We start from the raw sequence: 16,338 nt of genomic DNA, 5'->3' as shown, positions 1-16,338 counted from the left end.
CTCCGAAATAGTCCAATTAATATCAGCCTCAAGCAGAAAAAGACGCGAGGATAATCCATTTTGAAAATCCGCCGCGCCATCATGTTATATTACTGTTATTGCTATGCCATTGTCATCAGCTAAGGCTATGACCTTTTCCCTATCAACGATAAGTGTTTTTTCAGCCTCTATCGCCAATACGCTTGCCTTGACAGCAAGCATAGATTCAATAGTTTTTTCCCCCACAGCCGGAATATCAAATCTATTATCCTGATTTGGTTTAGCAGTTTTTACAACTACGGCACCGTTCCTGGCTAAAGCACCGCCGCGTAAAATGCAGGCATCAGTTCCCTCTATTGCTTCTAAAGCCATAACTGCCTTATTTTTAACCACAACTGTCTGCCCTATATCTAACCCGCCCAGTTTCTTTGCCACAAAGAAACCAAACTTAATATCATCAATCTCTGCTGCTGTCGGTTCACGTTTTGACAATATGCCAGCTTTTGGCATGAGTAACTTTAATAATGCCGTTTGATCAAGTACTTCTATTCCCTCTTCAGCCAATTCCTGAACAAATGCCAACATTAATGTATCATCATTCGTGTCAGGCACTGACGACAGGACCTTGAGCATTCGCGTATCGATTTTATCATGCTGCCCGTTGAATAAAAGCTCCTTGGTAACTTTTCCCAGCATTGTTACTTTTTTTATATTATTTTCTTTTAAAAATGTTATAATTTCGTTTAATTTAGCAATATTTATTTTGGCATAGCCTTTAACTATATGCTGCAAATCCTGATCGACGTCATCAAGCAATGCCACAGCAAAAACTTTTAATCCCATACGCCGGGCTGCCGCAGCAAACTCTACCGGCAGTCTGCCCACACCAGCTAATAAGCCCACAGAGTCCATATAAATCTCCCTTATTCCATATTATCCTTTCGGCTGCGGCAAATGCCACGTTCAGCATTTCGCAAAAATCGCAGGAAATGTTCTATTTCCTCACAAGAGTCAACATCCTGCTCTATTACTTCTATCGCCTGAGATAAACTCAGTCCCGAACGATATAATATTTTATATGCTTTTTTTATATTACGTCTCGATTCAATTGAAATACCGGCTCGAGAAATACCTACATTATTCAAGCCGCTCACCTTAGCCGGATGACCATCAACAATCGTATAGGGAACCACATCCTGGACCAATTTAGACGCCCCGCCAATCATGGCATTACGTCCAATTCTGACAAATTGATGAACTCCTGTGATACCTCCGATAACGACTTTGTCCTCCACTACCACATGACCGGCAATCATTGCTGAATTAGCCATTATCACATTATTGCCTACATTACAATTATGAGCTACATGTGTATAAGCCATAAGGAGACAATCATTACCAATACGAGTTTCGCTTTCCTCACCGCAGCCACGGTGAATTGTCGCACACTCTCTGATAGTCGTACGATTCCCAATAAAAGTATATGATTTTTCACCCTTAAATTTCAGATCCTGCGGTTCTGAACCGATAACCGCGCCAGGATAAACAATACAATCCTGACCAATACCAGTCCAGCCTGTTATTACCGCATGTGGCATTATCTTGGTTCCGTCACCTATTTCAACATTCTCATCAATTACTGCATATGGCCCTATTTGAACGTTTTTTCCAATTTTCGCATGGGGATGTATAACAGCCGTTGGATGTATATATGCAACTATTTTGTTTTCTGCATTCATAATCCCACTCCTCACCGACGTCATTAACTTTAACGTCTTTATATGGAAATATAATCCATATGAGGAAAATTATTCCACCCTTCATTTCTCTTTAAAAGCAACTATTTTCCCGTATATTAAGCGTATTTAAAGCAATTTTATTATTTATATGACTATTTTTCGGCATCTTTCACCGTTTTCAGGGCAAATGTGAAATCTCCCTGAGCGACAAGTTTATCCTCAACAAAAGCTTCTGCATGCAGCTTGCCAAAGTCTCCTCTTACCTTCATAAGTTCAGCTTTCATTACTAATTGGTCACCCGGTACAACCGGAACTTTAAATTTAACATTTTCCATCCCGCCAAAAAAAGCTAATTTACCACGATTCTTTTCAGGATAAAGCATTGCAAAGCCACCAACTTGCGCCATTGCTTCCAATATCAATACCCCCGGCATTATTGGATGTCCGGGAAAATGACCACGGAATTGAGATTCCCCCATAGTAATATTCTTTATACCAACAGCACTTTTAAATGGTACCACTTCCAATATACGATCAATAAGTAAAAACGGCGGACGATGCGGCAGCACCTTTTGAATTTCATTTATATCAATCATTCTCTTTTCCTCCACTCCTCAAACTTATCAACAGCCGCCCTGCCTAATTTCTTTGGCTAATTCAGTATTAAGCTGATGACCCGATTTCACAGCGATGAAATGTCCCTTGACAATACCGCCTGTCAATCTCAAATCTCCAATAACATCCAATATCTTATGGCGTACCAATTCATCGGTAAAGCGCAGCTTATTTATCCAGCCCGCATCATTATAAACTATGACATTTTCCAAGCTGCCACCTAACCCAAGGCCCATATCCTGCAAATGCTTAATCTCCTTCTCATAGGCAATCGTACGAGCCGGAGCAATATCCTTCGCATAAACATCTTCAGTTACTATAAAATCTGCATATTGCGTACCAATTAAAGGATGTTCATTCAATGATGTAAAACTAATTCTGAATTTATCATAGGGCAGCGCAATAATAAATCGTTCTCCATCATCAATCCGATATATTTTATCAATGACGACTTCTTTCCGCAATTTATTTTGAATTTTTTTACCCGCCTTCTGTAAAGCAGCAAAAAAATAGGCAGAACAGCCATCCTGAACAGGAGGTTCTTCCCCATTGACCTCTATATAGCAATTATCTACACCATAAACATGCAATGCGGAAAGCAGATGTTCAATAGTAAATATTCGAATATTGCCCTTGCTGATGGTCGTTGCCCGAAGTGTAGTCGTGACATTTTCTGCCACTGCCTCAATGCGCGGTCTGTCCGTTAAATCAGTACGAATAAAAACTATTCCCGTATTTTCCGGTGCCGGTAAAATTTTTACCGTTGCCGGTTTACCGGAGTGAAGACCAACTCCCTCACAAAATACCTCTCTAGCCAATGTTATTTGATAATGCATCAAAAAAAATCCTCCTGCCTGATATTATTATATTTTACAGGACATTGTCCTTTACTGCAAGTCCCCTGATGGATTATCCGATTTTTATTATATGATGAGTTTTTATGGCACAGTGTATGTCACACCCCAAAAGGGATCTCCGTCCCGCCAACCAGCCGTTACCTGCAAACCCCGCGCCGTCGCTAAACGAAGTCCGTAGGACGTTTTTCTATCAATATGTTCAATCATTAGTGACATATCAGGGAATTCTCCCCCTCTGGACAAAGGAATCAGTCTTGTCTCTAACCCCACAAAACCATTTTTGTAGCGCCGTGTACCAGTTCCTGCACTAAGCCTGAGTCCAAGCGGTAAAGCCTTACTGGCCACTGCATATACTGATGTTTCATCATTATCTGCCATGTCGTCCACTCCCACAGCTATCCCCGGCCGCAGCACGCTTTCATGTATTATATTATATTTGGCATTAATCGTTTTTAGTGTATGTGAATGATTTTCATCACGCAGTGATCCGCTTATTTCAATATCCTTTATAAAAGGAACAGCAAAAACTTCATAATTTTTTTTATCCAGATTATAATAGCCTAATTCCAATTGATCAGTTCGCATGATATCAGAGGTAGGCATGTCTATTAATCCTGTTGGTCCATAAGTGGTCGGAGCCGCAGCAGCGAATGAATCCACTCCTAAAATCACAGCCAATATACTTATAAACCATATCTTGCGAAACATCATATCTCTCCTTAAAAACATCTGATAAATGAAATATAGCTGTTCCAAATAATTACTAAAATAAAAAACGGCCATTGAAGCCGTTTTTGTTTTCCTGCAAGTATCATTCAATGCTGATATCATCATACATCATGTTGTACCGGACAAATAATTATTTTTCATTTTCCAAACGGCGCTGAATTTTTTTTACTTCCTTTATTATCTCTGGCACATGTGCCGACGCAGCTGTTATCCTTAACCATTCCTGATGGGGTCTTGCCGGAAACCCAGCATAAAACACTCCCTTTGGTGTATTATTAATAATACCTGATCGTGCCGCAAAAACAGAATCTGCCCCTATTTCGATATGCCCTACCGTGCCGACCTGACCACCAAAAGTAACATTACTGCCAACTTTAGTAGACCCGGAAATACCAGTCTGTGCTACTATTAAATTATTTTCACCAATATCACAACCATGTCCAATATGAACAAGATTATCGATCTTTGTTCCTTTTCGTATGTAAGTGGACCCCATTGCTGCTCTGTCGATTCCTACATGTGCACCAATCTCTACATTATCTTCAATTACTACATTGCCAACTTGTGGAACTTTAACATGTTTCCCATTTTCCGTAACAAAACCGAAACCATCAGAACCGATTACTGTTGAACTGTGAATAATTGCATTTTTCCCGATTTCACAAAATTCACGTACTGTCACGTTAGAATAAATCATACTGCCATCACCAATTTGTGCATACTGCCCTATATAAACGTGTGGATACAACACCACATCATCACCAATAGTTGCATTATCATCAATTACTGCCAATGGCATAACAGCAACATTTTTACCAATAGTCACATTTTCGCCAATTATTGCCTTATCGCTTATTTCCCGTTTTATTTTTAATTTTGGTGTGAACAAATTCATTAAGTCAATAAAAACTTCACGTGGATTATCTACAAAAATTGCCGGCAAAGGAAATTTATCCACGTCGTTTGGCAGAATTACTGCAGCAGCTTTGCAAGTTTTTGCTTCTTCAACATGCTCGCCAACCGCGAAAGTTATGCTATCGGCATCAGCCATAGCAATATTAGCAACCTTTGTTATCATTATTGACGGATTTCCCACCAATCGACCGCCAACAATATGTGCCAATTCTTCTAAAGTTTTTTCCATAACTGACTCCCATCACTGTAACTTCTGGATTACTTCATCTGTTATATCCGTACCGCCATCTACAACTACTCCATCAACGCTTACAGAGTTTTCTACCGGGACTTCCGGATCAACGGCAAAAGATGCTTTTGTCGTAACTGCCGATAACCCTTTTTCTTTGCTGATTTGCGCGAGTACTTTATTTACTAAATCCTGTCTTTGTGCATTATATTTCTGTTGTATCCCATAAGCCTTACGCTGAAGTTGCTGTACTTCTTTAGTATAATCTTCCTTTGACATACTGTCTTGCTGTTTAGCTAAGGTTTCCATTTGATCGGCAAGCGGTTTATACTCTTTTTCAAAATTCTGGTTCAAAGATTGCACTTGTGGACTTTCTGCAGCTACACGACTTATATCGACATAGCCAATTTTAGCCTTATTTGAACAACCAGCCAATAATACCGCTGCTGCCATAATAACGGCTCCAGCCAAAAATATCATTTTCATTCTATGTTTCAAAACTTTTTTCCTCCCTGTCGGACTCAATGCCCATCCTGCATTTCTTGCATAACATCAGCAGTAATATTCTGCACTGATGATGTTGTAATTATATTATTTTCAAAATATTTATCAAAAATTTCATCTGTCCCAATTTCTTCGTCAGATATCCCTTGCTGATTGGCATAAACTATGTCTAAATGGCGTACTATTGCTATCTTAGCCGCTTTTGCAGCAATATCCTGTATCATGGCCTTCTGCAACGCATCTATTTCCTTATTTTTTTCATCTAGCTGGTTGAATAAATTGAAATACAATTTTTTTCTGCTGTTGAGCATATCCTGTTTTTTTTGTGATAACTCATCTTTTTGTTTTTGGAATTCATTGGCCTGTGCACTTATTTCCTGATTATTTTTTTCATTTTTATTATCCGCATCAGCCTGTAATGCAGCTATTCGTTCGGCAAAGTACTCACTCAACTGTGCACTTATCTGACTTTCATATTTTGCCATAACGGCATGAATCTTTTCCGCCCGTTCCTTTTTCAATTGAAACATCTGCTCATTAAGATTATTAATATCATCATCACTGAGCCGCAGGTTTTCCGCATTGTCAAGTTTCAAACTACAATTAAAAATGGCATTCTCATATTCGTTGCTTACACTTTTTATATCAACTGCACGACTATTCGCAACAGCTGCGCGCAATTGCTTTTCCCTATCCAGCATGTCATCTTGTAATTTTTGTTTAACTATACGCTGCCGCATATCATCTTTTTGCTGAGCAAAGCCATTAAAAATTCCATTTATTGATTCTACCGCCGCAGCATCATCAGTACCCGTTTTGGTTTCTTTCGATAAAGCAGTAATTTTTTCGATTATTTTTACTCTTTCATTTCTAAGATCAACCAATTCCCTATATTGTGGATGAATTTTAAGCACCTGGTTTATGTCAACAATTCCGGCTTTAATTTCATTAGGAGAGGGAGACACAGCCGGTTTATAAAAATATTTTATCACCAGAGCTATTGCGACCAATATTATAACAACTGTCACAGCTCCAATAATAGACGTCTTTTTTTTCATCAACTGCTGCCTGTCCGTGAACCTCACCTCTTCAGAAAATCACCGAGCACAATGGCTCGGCTGCACACGTCACTATTACTGTTTTTTCATTTTATTCATTACATCCTGCGTTATATCCTGTCCGCCATATATAACACTATTTTTGTCTAAAACTACTGCCAAGCCTTTAGCATCAGCGACAGATTGAACATTAGCCTTTACCGTTTCCATAATGGGATCCAATAGTTCTTTTTGCTTTTTCAGCATATCTTCTCTGACTTTACCGGCATAATCACTTTTTTCCTGATCACTCATTGTTGCTGCCTTGGCATTAAAGTCATCTTCAGCCTTCTTTTGTTCATCTTGCAATTGCTGACGAACCTGCGCTAATTGCGGTGAACTGGAGACCAGCTGCCGATAATCAACCACTCCCACATTAGATGATGAAGCTGCTGAAGCCATTCCGGTATCATATTGAGACACTCCGATTGCCACGATACTAAGTACAAACACAGCTGCGATCACAAAACTTATAATTTTTATTTGCTTTTTTTGAAAATTAATCATCAAGCCATTCTCCTTTATTTTTAGCTATACAGCCCATGAAACACAGTAATTATAACAAACATGGACTTTTTATTCAAGCTCTGAACATAACATCAAAAATTACCGATCAATCTTATCCACCGGTCATCTTTGCCATCATCACGTTCCCAAATATATTCCAGTCCAATAAAATCATGTACATTATATCTTATTGCCCCCTGCCAGCTTGATTTTGCCGGCAAATAATCAAAGCGGGTAGACCATCTTTTATTAAATATTCTCTGCGTGTCAATACTCCATGTCTTATCCGCAAAAAAGTAACGACCACCTGTACGCCATTTATCACTAAAATGGTAATAATACCCAGCTGCCCAGTCGACTTGCGTTTCCTGCGGTTTTATAAATATTTGACTAAAGATTTCATGTTTATCCGTCAAATATCTGCCGAGATGAATACGATACATAATATTGTTATTATCGTTATCATTTCGCCCAAAGTCAGCCCATCCTTCGATATTTACATTATATTTTGCAGCATCAGAATGAGTAGTTATATAAGTTTTTTCTCCCGTTACTATATCAACCGATGTGTGCATATCAACCGCTTTAAAAGCAGCTTCCCTATCCAGAGCATTGCCTATTTTTGTTGTGAAATATTTTTTATGCCGTTCAACAAAAGCAATTGGAACGCCCAATAGGACATCCGTCTGCGACTGACAAAAAAGCCGTTCCTGTAACAAATAAAGATTTGGCATAGACTCGGAACGCATTTTTAAATCAATATTCCGTATTACCGGCATACGCGGATATATTGTAACCGTAACATCTGTTGCTATTCCCGGGTTCATCTCAAAATCAGCCCTAAACTCCGGTAGATGAATCAACATAAAATTATTCAGACTATGCTTTAAAATACCATTAGTCCAGTCTATGGCATCAATTGGTAATCCGTATAAGTCAGCCTGAAATAAACTGCCGATATCTTTAATATCGGTCAATGCCAATTCACCGATCTCAGGTGAAACACCATCTGTCTTAACCTGTACGGAAACTGATTTTATTGTATCATCCCACGGCAAAAGCTCCACACTAACCGCGATATCGTTATTGCCAGTAATAGTGACTCTTTTCACTGTATATCCAACTAATATTTTATTGAATACATCCTTTATCACCGACTCATATTGTGACTTATTAGCTGCAATATCTTCCATTGTCTTACCACTTATAAGCTGTCTGGCAATAACTGTAACACTGTCTTGCATTCTATCCTTTACAGATAGTGGCAATTGCCCTGACGAAATAACATTTACACCAATATTATTGTCATCAATCACTGTCTCTGCCGCGACAGTTCCCGTATCAGCCAAAATAATTCCCAATAATAGAATCAATACCAGTTTTTTTAAATTGATAAACATACTTTTTAATGCCTTTTAAAATGTTCCTCCAACGGAAAAATTAACCCGGCCGCCATCTTCTCCAATGCCGTAATCCAAGCGCAGTGGTCCTACCGGAGTCTCTATCAGTGCGCCTATACCATAGCTATGATGCAGTGTGAAATCTTGTTCAATAGACTGCCAAGGCCACTGCCGCCCGCTCCATGCATCACCGACGTCATAAAACAAAGCTCCCTGAACTTTATTTACTACTGGAAATCTATATTCAACCGAACCAGTCATCATGTTATTCCCCTTAAACTGGTTGTCCTTATAACCGCGGAGACTTCCTTGTCCGCCTATCTGAAACTGTGATGACTCAGGAAGATCATTATCTGAATAACCACCATCAAATCGCAGTGCCAAAACATGTGAATGTCCTAAGTTATAATACTTCTGCCCGCTAAAAGTATATTTATTGTAATTAAAATCTCCACCCAGTCCGGCAAACTCAGCACTAATAGTGTAAGTCGCCCCCTGTGTGGGATTATATACATTATCCCGTGTATCGTACGCTCTGGTAAGAATTATACTGCGTGTCGTTCCGAAATTGCTGTCAAGCCAATCCGTATCACCGCTTCGGTCCAGACCCTCTTCATATCCCTTATATTCATCCTGGCGATTTTTCAACGTTACAAAATTCGTTACATATTCGCTTTCCGGACGACCGAATGTCACTTCTCCGCCTCTGTAATTGCGATCATAACCTTCTATCTCATGCCCATCGGTATTATAGTCATAATATTCATAGGTACGATCATACAGACGCAATGTCATAGACGTTTCCTTCGAATCGAGCCATGGGTGACGATAACTAAAAGTAACTCCGCGATCATCATTACCACTGCCGCCAAATTCATATGTCAATTTGACTGCATCGCCGGTCCCGCGGAAATTGCTGTCACTGAGACTAATTGTTCCAATCATTCCATCAGTATTACTATAACCTGCTCCCACGCCAAATGAACCAGTACGTTTTTCCACTACGGTTATTTCAATAATAATTTTATCCGGATCCTTACCGGGCAATAATTTCATATTAACATCTTCAAAAAAGCCCAGATTATAAATACGCTGCATACTGCGTTTAGCCAGTTTGGCATTAAATACATCTCCCGGCTTCATCCGCATTTCACGAGTTATAACTTTTGTTTTTGTTTTATCATTACCCTTTACTGTATATCCTTCCAATATTCCTTCATTAAAAGCCAGATCCAATACACCTTGCTCATTTATTGACATATTACCAATTTTGGCAAGAATATACCCTTCTTTTCTATATTCAGCTTCAATATTGGCAATATTATCATTTAAGGTCTTACTGTTCAGCACCTTTCCGTCTTCTACAGTAAGCAAACTTTTTATTTTATTGGTAGATAATACCTTGTTGCCCGATATGTTTACCTGTTTTAATATAGGATTTTCCATTACATGATATGTAATTTTTACACCTTCCGGAATTACTTCATATGTCGGAAAGTTATCATAAAACAGGCCTGTTTCATAAATAGCCTGACGATCGGCAGCAATATTATCACTTTTAAATATGTCACCGGGCTTTACCTTAATGACATTCTGTACCATTGCCGCCGGTAACGTTTCTTCCCCGGTAACATCAACACTAACCACAGTCATACCATCATACTGTGAACCAGCTTTAGTCAGGTCGTCTTCAGAAGGTCGCTGTTGATTCCAGCTATCAATGATTTTTGTTCTATCAGGTGCGGTATTTTGTGCTGGCTGCCCATCCTGCTTACTTTGTTCTGCGGTTTTAACGGGTTCATTTTCAGCTGGTGGTGCTGCAGCAGTCTGGACGTTTGCGGTTGTATCATTTTCGGTATTTACTGTACCTTCTGCAGCCGGCGTATTTTCTGTACTATCAGCATCACCCGCGTCTGCACTTGTATTATCATATGATTCACCGGTCTCTTGCGCATGAATAACTGGTGGCTCTACCAACGTAAAATTAGTTACAGTAGCAGCTAAAATATATGCCAGTATGCGGCCCTTCTTTTTATTCAAAAAAATTACCTCCTGAATTCCATTTTTATTACTCTTGTAATGTTTTTTTTGCGGTGCGCATCAATTGCTGCATTTCTTTAGAAGGAACCTGAGGTTTGGCCTCAACATTATTAATCGTTTGTTTTTCCAAATTCACCTTAGGTATGCTTTCTTCTTGGGATACTGCCTTCTCAGTGGAACCGGTAGACTGCTGCGATTCCACTTTTATATCACTCGTTACTGAATCTTCCGGCGAAGCTTTTTCCCCATTTGATACCACCGCTGATACCGGTAATTTATCAGTCATAGGTTTTGTAACAGTTGCCGTAGCAACCGCAGGCACACTTACCTGATCCGTCACAGTGCTGCCCGTACCGGCAAACAGCCAATAGCCTCCCAGCGAAAGGAATAAAACCCCCATTGCTAATGGAATAACATGCCTGCGCCAAAATGGCCGCCCATTCTTCTCCATCTTTTCCCTGGCACATTTCAATTCTGCTTCCGCTAGCATGATATGAAGATCCCCGCGAATATTATTTTTATTTTCCAATGAAGTTTCTGCCTTGCCCAGCCATCTTTTTGCCGCACTAACATGTTCCTTCATTACTTTATCAACTTTCGCCATGAGACTGACCTCCTTTATCTATGCCTGATATTAATATCCAATCAGAAAAATATATTCCGCATACCATTTTTAAGCAAATATAGCTTTATTATAGCAAAAATAGCCATTAAACAATTTTTTAAGCCTATAAATACTTATTTTCTGCTGATTTCTTATCTATTAATTCCAATGTTGCATAAATTTAGACATCATACCGCGCAATCGTCGTACGGCTGTTTTTTGTAAGCGATAAACATGTGACAGACTAACATCCATTGTATCAGCCAATTCCTGAGGTGTTTTATCTTTAAGATACACTCCGTCCAAAATTGCCTGTTCTTTTGGGGGTAAACGGAGCATTATCTGTTGTACCTGTCCCGTCAAAAAATTCTTTTCTGCCTGATCTTGTACACTGATTTTATCATCAGCAATAGAAACTATATCATCAAAAATCTCATATAAACTGCAACAATTATTTCCCTTGTATTCTTTATTCAAATAATTTAATATGCGTCCTCTTATTCGATGTACCGCATATAATGAAAAAGCAACATTTTTATCTGGATCATATCTTTCCACTGCCTCAATGAGACCAACCGTTCCTTCCTGAATAAGATCCATTATACATTCAACCTTAGAAAAACTGCGTGCACATTTAAAGACCAGTGGCTGATATGATTCTATTAACCTGCTGCGCGCCTGTCCGTCATGCTTATCCTTGTATGCTGTCCACAATCTTTCTTCTTCTTCAGGTTCTAGCAGAACTATTTTCCCTATTTCTGATAAATACTCACTAATTTCCATACCAGTCACCTCCTAGTCTCAAAATTTTATGTTTGCCTCTAAAGTTATTTTATGTCCGCTTCTGCTGTCCCATTCATTAAGTACACTTAGATTATTATTAAAGTCATATTCTACTCCATACTTATGACTATCATAATTTACACCATTACTATACTTCAGTAATATCTTATTAGAAATATATTTTCCTATTTCAATATTATAAATTTCATCAGAATTTCCTTGTTGCGTATTATGTCCATCAGCATTATAAATAGTATCCCGCACAATATTAAATTCGTCAAGTTTTAATGTGTCACGAATGAATCCTTCAATTTCATTAAAGAAACTCATCTGCAGACCAACCGTTGCCAGCTGCGCCAAATCAGAAGATCCAATATCGCTGCCCTGCTTATAAGCTTCACGAAAAGTCAATAGTTTTAATATTTCTTCCTGACTCATAGCTGGCTCTGATGTCAGCAGGAATTCCATGTTTCCAATAGGACCTTGAATTGACAAATCAATTCTTGTTTGTGATAAATTAGCTTGAGCCTTAAATATTATACTTGGCAAAAATGAGCCGACCTGGTTGAAATAAGCAGCTCCCTCCTGAATTTTAAAAATTGTCCTCAAATATTCAATCCGGCCTCTTATTACGTTAATTTCTCCTGACGGCATAGGATGTTTTGTCGTGCCTCCAAAATGAACGTTACCAATTATGTCCATATCATACAGCATTGATTTATAAAGATGAACATTCTTTCCAACATTTATATCTACATCAATTAACATATCAGGCAGTATTGATACACTGTTATCAGGAACACCAGGGAAGGATAAAGTGGTATTATCAATAATTATGCTGCCCGCTAATTTAGGCAACACACGCTTAAATATAGTTCCTTCAGTAAGTTTCAGCTGTGCACTGAATGGTCCCTTATAGTAATCACTGTCCAGTGCTATTTTATCAATTGATAAAGCAAAATTATAATCTCGCAATCCCCCGCCTGTTATCAATGTGCTGCCAGTCAATGAATAAGTACCATTGCCAATTTTCCCGGAAAAATCATTCACCTTCATTTGCTCACGATCAAAAACTATATCCATCTGCATACTTTGCAGCGGGATTTTTGACTCTTTTATTTTCATAGCGCCATCTGTCATTTTAAGTGTACCGTTAAACAAAGGATGCGCCAATGTACCGGTTATCTTTAACCCTCCTTTTAACGCCCCTGTTGCCCACTCAACGTGCTTGGACAATAACGGTAAAACACTTATGTCAGCATTATCCAACGATATGTTTAAATCGATCTGATCATATTGGGCGAGCATTTCCCACGGAGCCGCTTTCAACGCAATAAGCGGAATTTTCCCATTGGCAGAAATCTTATATTCTCCTTTATTCATCAATATCTGTCTCACATTTATTATACCTTTTTGTAAGTTCAGCAAACCAGTCATTTTATCAAATGTCGTGGTACGCACACCACCATTGTCCACTTCAAAAGACACATCTGCCTGCGGACTATCCGCCGTGCCGCTTATTTTGGCATAGGCGTTCATTGTTCCCCTGACATTCACATTATAGTCCATAATGTCCGCCAGCATACTGGCATCTATTCCCTCGGTGGAAATCTCCATATCAACAGCACCGTGTCTATTCCATGTTCCTCTTGCTGCAACTTTTCCGGCATTTTGTTGTCCATAAAAACGGTTAATCGTAACTATTCCATTTTCATATGAGGCATCAAGTGAAATTTCTTGCAGCGGATATTTTTTCAGATGTCCATTCTCAACTTTTCCTGTTAAATGAGCACCAGGATTAGAAATTTCACCATTTAAATCCACTTCTCCGGAAAAACTGCCTGTTAAATATTCATTAGGTAAATTCACCATCGAAGTTAATGCCTTAGCTGATATTCCCTCCGCTTTTAATTTCCCTGAAAGACTGCCGTTAATCAAATTCACCTGGCTATCAAATGAAATATTACCATCAGCCTGTTTACATTTCATTTCAGTTATTTTTAATATTCCATCTTGATAATTACATTTACCTGTGACATTAGTCACCGCTTCACCATTAAATATTATCTGTAGTGCCTGTATATTCCCCTCAATGGCAATATTATCAAAAGTGCCTCCTACGTGGCCTTTAAAACTACCGATTCCTTTCAACTGATATGGCAAAGACGGGATTTTGGCAAAATCCATCGGATCTATGCTTACATTAATATCCAGTCTATTATCAATAATGCTGCCATCTATGTTCATGTCTGCAAAAGGAGATTTTACAACAAAATTTCGTAGTATTATTTTACCAGACGCGTAGGTATAGCTGCCTTCTGCCGATGTAAGTAATACTCCTCGGTAGCTTCCCTCATGAAAAAGAACATGTCCGTCAGCCCTTATGTTATCAACAGTACCTGTCAAATGAACTTGATTATCAATATTTCCAGTTATTGGCTGATCCGGGAAAAATGCTTCAGCAATATTCTCCATGCGGGCATTTTTAGTATTTATTGTTAAGTCTATCTGTTTTTCTCCCGTAAACCCAATAGTTCCTTGAGCACTGTGAATAATTTCATTGGTTTCATTTTGCATTGTCATTTTCTCTATTTTTACACCATCCATACTACCTGCCGCAGAAATGCGCATATCATGGTATGGCTGTCCCATTACTTGTCCGTCATAGGCAACAAGTTTAAGATCCAAATAAGGATTATTGATACTTCCTGACAGATGTCCATAAAAATCTGCCGTACCCGATAATTGTATTGACGTGTAATTTTTTAATAATGACAAATCTATATTCGAACCATAAAATTCCAAATCAAGGCTGCTGCCCGTTATTTTACCAGCTGCCGCTATATTGCCGCCGTCAGCCAAAGATATAGTCAAAGCACTGACTTGGACGTTTTTTCCCTGCATTGAAACTGCTGCATCAATTTTATTAATTGCTATTTCATTATAAATAGCATCATCAATTGACACAGATCCGTATAATTTGATACTATTGTTGTTTCCCAAAATGCCCGTAAAATCAATATTACCCGACAATTTTCCTGATAACCCACCAACATATTCTTGCAATTGGCCGCACTGGATGTTCTTCAATACAGCATGTCCGCTATAAGAATTATCTTTTATTGAAAAGGTTCCTTCTGCTGTTACATTTCCACCAGCAAATCCAGCTGACGCATTTTTTATATATACTATATCATCCACCAAATCCACTTCAGTCTGCAGAGCAGTAAATTGATATCCGTAACAATCAACCTGTTTTGCCGACAAAAAAGCATGTATTGCCGGATCACTCATAGTTCCAGTAATCTGTGCGGCAAAAGCCACATTCCCATCAACAGGGATTTCCGGCAACACATTTTTAAAGTTCAATGCATCTGAACGCACAGCAAGAAAGAGCTGCGGATCGTCTTGTAATGTCACTTTTCCGTGTACTTTCACTATCTGTTGATTTATTGCTGCATTAGCAAAAACAGTAACATCATCCTTATTAAAAACAACCAATCCATTAATGTCATCAATATCTGTATTCATTACTTTACAAGCAGCATCAGCAATTTTCGTTTTCCCCTGAATGCCAATAATACCTGATGAATCCAGATTGAAAACTATGTCAATATTTTCCAGCAAGCCTTTTTTTATTGTAAAATTTTGGGGGACCATATCTTGCGGTATAAACTCAAGATATGGTAAAACATCCAGCTTGTCTGCCTTTATATCAAACGTCTGCACCGCATCACCAATTTCGCCATTGACATTGAGCGACGTACCGTCTTGTTGTAATTTTGCATTAATCCGTTTCTTCTGTTTATCCGCAAAATCAATATTACCTGTTACATGAGAAAAATCAATTTTTTTACCATCGAATTCAACAGCTGCTTTCCCATCTATAAACCTTATATTGCCGGAAAAATCGTTATTGGTCTGGTCTTGTGAAATAACGTCGCGATAATTCCATGTGCCGTCATCACGTTTCACAATATTTACACAAGGGCCTTTTATATCGACTTCGTCAATACTTTTAGCCAAATTTCCCACAATTATCTGCCACAGGCTGAACTTGACATCGACGCGGCCTGCTTGTATTAATATTGCCCCTGTTTTATCGTAAATTGTTACTTTCCCTGCTTCCAAACTGGATAATGATTTTACTGATACTGTTCCCACGTTCACTCTGGTAGATATTACCTGAGATAACTTGCTGCTCGCCAATTGTGAAGCCGACTGCATAAAATTATCTGCCTGCCGGACAGAAAAAAAGAAAACCGTCAATATTATACAGATAAATGTGCTTACAATTATCGCAATTTTTTTCGACGGTTTTCTCATTTGTCTTCCTCCTG

General features: G+C 38.7%; 14 protein-coding genes. All 14 read right to left on the bottom strand.

Annotated elements, in window-relative coordinates; all coding sequences use genetic code 11:
- Positions 1 to 84: 84 nt before the first annotated feature.
- Positions 85 to 891, bottom strand: a complete 807-nt coding sequence (locus F8M42_RS02210; RefSeq protein ID WP_182187780.1) for an LpxI family protein — start codon at positions 889 to 891, stop codon at positions 85 to 87.
- An 11-nt stretch (positions 892 to 902) separates the two neighbouring features.
- Positions 903 to 1,718: an acyl-ACP--UDP-N-acetylglucosamine O-acyltransferase gene (gene lpxA, locus F8M42_RS02205; RefSeq protein ID WP_182187779.1), complete on the bottom strand. Its 816-nt coding sequence runs from the start codon at positions 1,716 to 1,718 to the stop codon at positions 903 to 905.
- Positions 1,719 to 1,870: 152 nt separating this feature from the next.
- The gene (gene fabZ, locus F8M42_RS02200; RefSeq protein ID WP_182187778.1) at positions 1,871 to 2,314 is read right to left on the bottom strand and encodes a 3-hydroxyacyl-ACP dehydratase FabZ; all 444 of its coding nucleotides are present in this window, start codon (positions 2,312 to 2,314) and stop codon (positions 1,871 to 1,873) included.
- A 27-nt stretch (positions 2,315 to 2,341) separates the two neighbouring features.
- A complete protein-coding gene (gene lpxC, locus F8M42_RS02195; protein ID WP_182187777.1) occupies positions 2,342 to 3,169 on the bottom strand; it encodes a UDP-3-O-acyl-N-acetylglucosamine deacetylase in 828 nt (275 codons plus the stop codon).
- 102 nt (positions 3,170 to 3,271) lie between these two features.
- Positions 3,272 to 3,901, bottom strand: coding sequence for a YjbH domain-containing protein (locus F8M42_RS02190; protein ID WP_182187776.1), 630 nt, complete (start codon positions 3,899 to 3,901; stop codon positions 3,272 to 3,274).
- 148 nt (positions 3,902 to 4,049) lie between these two features.
- The gene (gene lpxD / locus F8M42_RS02185) at positions 4,050 to 5,063 is read right to left on the bottom strand and encodes a UDP-3-O-(3-hydroxymyristoyl)glucosamine N-acyltransferase (RefSeq protein WP_182187775.1); all 1,014 of its coding nucleotides are present in this window, start codon (positions 5,061 to 5,063) and stop codon (positions 4,050 to 4,052) included.
- A 12-nt stretch (positions 5,064 to 5,075) separates the two neighbouring features.
- Entirely contained in the window at positions 5,076 to 5,561 is a 486-nt protein-coding gene (locus F8M42_RS02180) for an OmpH family outer membrane protein (protein WP_182187774.1), read from the bottom strand.
- Positions 5,562 to 5,584: 23 nt separating this feature from the next.
- Positions 5,585 to 6,625: a hypothetical protein gene (locus tag F8M42_RS02175; protein WP_182187773.1), complete on the bottom strand. Its 1,041-nt coding sequence runs from the start codon at positions 6,623 to 6,625 to the stop codon at positions 5,585 to 5,587.
- Between the two features lie 75 nt (positions 6,626 to 6,700).
- Entirely contained in the window at positions 6,701 to 7,171 is a 471-nt protein-coding gene (locus F8M42_RS02170; RefSeq protein ID WP_182187772.1) for an OmpH family outer membrane protein, read from the bottom strand.
- Between the two features lie 92 nt (positions 7,172 to 7,263).
- On the bottom strand, positions 7,264 to 8,571 hold the full coding sequence (locus F8M42_RS02165; RefSeq protein WP_182187771.1) for a hypothetical protein: 1,308 nt from the start codon (positions 8,569 to 8,571) through the stop codon (positions 7,264 to 7,266).
- A 15-nt stretch (positions 8,572 to 8,586) separates the two neighbouring features.
- A complete protein-coding gene (locus F8M42_RS02160; RefSeq protein WP_229711400.1) occupies positions 8,587 to 10,611 on the bottom strand; it encodes a BamA/OMP85 family outer membrane protein in 2,025 nt (674 codons plus the stop codon).
- Between the two features lie 28 nt (positions 10,612 to 10,639).
- Positions 10,640 to 11,215, bottom strand: coding sequence for a hypothetical protein (locus F8M42_RS02155; RefSeq protein ID WP_182187770.1), 576 nt, complete (start codon positions 11,213 to 11,215; stop codon positions 10,640 to 10,642).
- 159 nt (positions 11,216 to 11,374) lie between these two features.
- On the bottom strand, positions 11,375 to 11,998 hold the full coding sequence (locus F8M42_RS02150; RefSeq protein ID WP_182187769.1) for a sigma-70 family RNA polymerase sigma factor: 624 nt from the start codon (positions 11,996 to 11,998) through the stop codon (positions 11,375 to 11,377).
- Positions 11,999 to 12,016: 18 nt separating this feature from the next.
- A complete protein-coding gene (locus F8M42_RS02145) occupies positions 12,017 to 16,324 on the bottom strand; it encodes a translocation/assembly module TamB domain-containing protein (protein WP_182187768.1) in 4,308 nt (1,435 codons plus the stop codon).
- Positions 16,325 to 16,338 lie beyond the last annotated feature (14 nt).

The organism is Pectinatus frisingensis (assembly GCF_014076555.1).
In the GTDB taxonomy this organism is placed as follows: domain Bacteria; phylum Bacillota; class Negativicutes; order Selenomonadales; family Selenomonadaceae; genus Pectinatus; species Pectinatus frisingensis.
Note: the sequence above shows the minus strand (reverse complement) of the source record. Positions and strands in the feature narration are given on the sequence as shown.

Bases quoted from the DNA above. Each gene is read 5' to 3' on its own strand.
- F8M42_RS02150 (WP_182187769.1), bottom strand. From the start codon at position 11,998: ATGGAAATTAGTGAGTATTTATCAGAAATAGGGAAAATAGTTCTGCTA.
- F8M42_RS02190 (WP_182187776.1), bottom strand. From the start codon at position 3,901: ATGATGTTTCGCAAGATATGGTTTATAAGTATATTGGCTGTGATTTTA.
- lpxD (WP_182187775.1), bottom strand. From the start codon at position 5,063: ATGGAAAAAACTTTAGAAGAATTGGCACATATTGTTGGCGGTCGATTG.
- lpxA (WP_182187779.1), bottom strand. From the start codon at position 1,718: ATGAATGCAGAAAACAAAATAGTTGCATATATACATCCAACGGCTGTT.
- F8M42_RS02155 (WP_182187770.1), bottom strand. From the start codon at position 11,215: ATGGCGAAAGTTGATAAAGTAATGAAGGAACATGTTAGTGCGGCAAAA.
- F8M42_RS02165 (WP_182187771.1), bottom strand. From the start codon at position 8,571: ATGTTTATCAATTTAAAAAAACTGGTATTGATTCTATTATTGGGAATT.
- fabZ (WP_182187778.1), bottom strand. From the start codon at position 2,314: ATGATTGATATAAATGAAATTCAAAAGGTGCTGCCGCATCGTCCGCCG.
- lpxC (WP_182187777.1), bottom strand. From the start codon at position 3,169: ATGCATTATCAAATAACATTGGCTAGAGAGGTATTTTGTGAGGGAGTT.
- F8M42_RS02175 (WP_182187773.1), bottom strand. From the start codon at position 6,625: ATGAAAAAAAAGACGTCTATTATTGGAGCTGTGACAGTTGTTATAATA.
- F8M42_RS02170 (WP_182187772.1), bottom strand. From the start codon at position 7,171: ATGATTAATTTTCAAAAAAAGCAAATAAAAATTATAAGTTTTGTGATC.
- F8M42_RS02210 (WP_182187780.1), bottom strand. From the start codon at position 891: ATGGACTCTGTGGGCTTATTAGCTGGTGTGGGCAGACTGCCGGTAGAG.
- F8M42_RS02145 (WP_182187768.1), bottom strand. From the start codon at position 16,324: ATGAGAAAACCGTCGAAAAAAATTGCGATAATTGTAAGCACATTTATC.